Origin of the sequence: Caballeronia arationis, assembly GCF_001544975.2 — a bacterium.
In the GTDB taxonomy this organism is placed as follows: Bacteria; Pseudomonadota; Gammaproteobacteria; order Burkholderiales; family Burkholderiaceae; genus Caballeronia; species Caballeronia arationis.
This window is the reverse complement of record NZ_FCOG02000374.1, coordinates 1-2108: the sequence shown is the minus strand read 5'-3', so window position 1 is coordinate 2108 and position 2108 is coordinate 1. Positions and strand designations below refer to the sequence as shown.

Sequence of the window (2108 nt, the reverse complement as noted above, 5' to 3'; positions counted from 1 at the left end):
CCAGATCAACACCGATACGGGCAATCCTGTCCATGTCGCTCTCCTTCGCCTGGTGGTGGGAAGACTATCGTGACATAGCGTCGCGATAGCCCCGCCGGCTCGGAGGTCCTTATTAATTCATAGATTTTTTCTTTCCTGAATCTAGGCGAAAAAGGATAGCGGCGATGTCTCGGGCGCTATGAGGTAGTTAAAAAAGCTCGCTCACGAGGGGCGGGCCAATTCCATGTCCGAGGGGCAGGACCATGGAGGAGCGGACGCTTCTCCCGTCGCAATCGTCGTACCTATAAGCGGTCTCAACGCTCAGTAGCCGTAGTACCCGCGTCGGCGCTCCTACTCTTGGCGCTTCCGCCATTCCCGGCGCAACGGTCACTCTCGCCGGTCCTCGTCTCGCGGACGTCGGTAGAACGACGCCGCCTCTCGCAACATCCGCTGTTTCTCCGCTTGGATATAGATTGACATGGTCTGCAGCGATGCATGCCCGAGAATTTTTTGCACCACGTCCAACGGCACGTCCTCGGCCGCCGCATTCGTTCCGAAAGTATGCCGAAACGAGTGCGTCGATGTACCGGCCAGCAACTTCATTTCGACCGTCGTCAGGTCTGGCTTTCCCTTGATGAGACGCTTCATAACCCACTCCATCATGAAGTTGATGGTGTCGACGTGGTAAGCGAGCGGGGCGCCGTCCGCATGTTTCGCTTGGGCTTCTTTTCCCGGCGGAATGAAGATTGGTGCGAGCAAGGGTCCCGCCGTCGCGCCACGGAAGTCCTCGCCGCGGTCTCTCCAATGTGCAGCCAACGCCTCGATCGCGGCCGGGCTGACCGGGACGGTGCGCTGCTTGTTGCGCTCGCCGACGATCGTCAATTGCCACACCAGGTCTTCACCGTCGCCATGCTCCGTGGGGAATAGACCTCAAGACTATGCGTCGGACCGTGCTGTCTCAGCGACATCCGATGGACTTCGCTAGCCGCGTTGGGCTCACTCCTGGCATTTAAGCGCACTGGCTAAGTAGAGTCGCGAGCACATTTTCTGAATTGAGGAGCGGTCCGCGAAAGTCAAGCACATGTAACCCTGGCGTCGCGGATACCCTTCAACGGAGCCAACCGGGCGGGCGAAGAAGCGGGGAGGGGCATGCCGCATCGGATCTGGGGCGACGTGCTCCTCGAGTCCCTTCGCGTGGCATGCTTGGGCACTCGCATGCGCCAACTGGAACGAATAACGGTTTAAAGCAACACCGCCTGCTGCAATAGCTCTAGCGCTTTCAGTTCGTTCAATCGCCCAGTGCGTGCTTTGCCTGCGAGCGTCTTGATCAATGCCTCCACGATCGGTTCGATGCCGTCAAGGTTGTCGAGGCTCGTCACGGATGTGAAGGAGCGCGGGAACGAACGTGCCAGCGGGGCCGCAGCATCGGGGAGCGATTCGAGCGCCGTCGGGAATGAGGCGTCGCTTTCCGCAGACGGGGGATTGGCAAACTCAGTGGCGGTTTTGCTGGCACGGCCTTGTTCGCTGACGACGATCGCCTCCTCGATAGCGGCCCCCGTCGAAGCATGCGGGTTTTCATCGACAGGTGTGGTCATCGGGACGCGCGCGGTGCGTACGATTCCGAGATCGACGTTCGCTCCCGCGTCCTTTTTCACGGCGGTCGCGGCCGGGAGTTGCGCCTGAGATGCCTTGCCGCGGGAAGTAGGGCGAAGCATGTCGGACACCGATTCCGGAATGTCCGCTTCCGAACGCGGCGTGTCCAACCAGCCGGTGGGCAAGCCAAGGCGCTCGGTGAAACGTTTCGCTTCGGCATCGTCCATGCGTTTCTTGCCATGCAGTCGATGGGTCATGTTGGAGCCGGTAAGCGCCATGATCGCCCCAAGCTTCACTTTTGAGCCGTTGCGTGTCGTGAGCACGTGAAGGTTGGCGCGCCGAATGGTTTCTACCGCCGCGCTGCGATCCAGCCCTAGCGATCGTGGTTCGCTGCTTTGCGGCGAAATCTTCGCATTGCCGGGTCTGCCTTTTGGCGAGTTGCCAGCGCTGGATCGTACGACGGCCCTTGGCGACGCGCCAGTGGTTTTCTTTGCCATTTCCGGCTCATCACGCAAGCGATTATTAAGAGATGACTT

General features: G+C 60.0%; 1 protein-coding gene and 1 pseudogene. Both read right to left on the bottom strand.

Annotation, left to right across the window (positions count from 1 at the left end; all coding sequences use genetic code 11):
• Positions 1-366 precede the first annotated feature (366 nt).
• Entirely contained in the window at positions 367-861 is a 495-nt protein-coding gene (locus AWB81_RS42350) for a tyrosine-type recombinase/integrase (protein ID WP_235026241.1), read from the bottom strand.
• A 359-nt stretch (positions 862-1220) separates the two neighbouring features.
• Positions 1221-2108 (bottom strand): annotated as a pseudogene (locus AWB81_RS42345) (hypothetical protein); the annotation flags it as partial.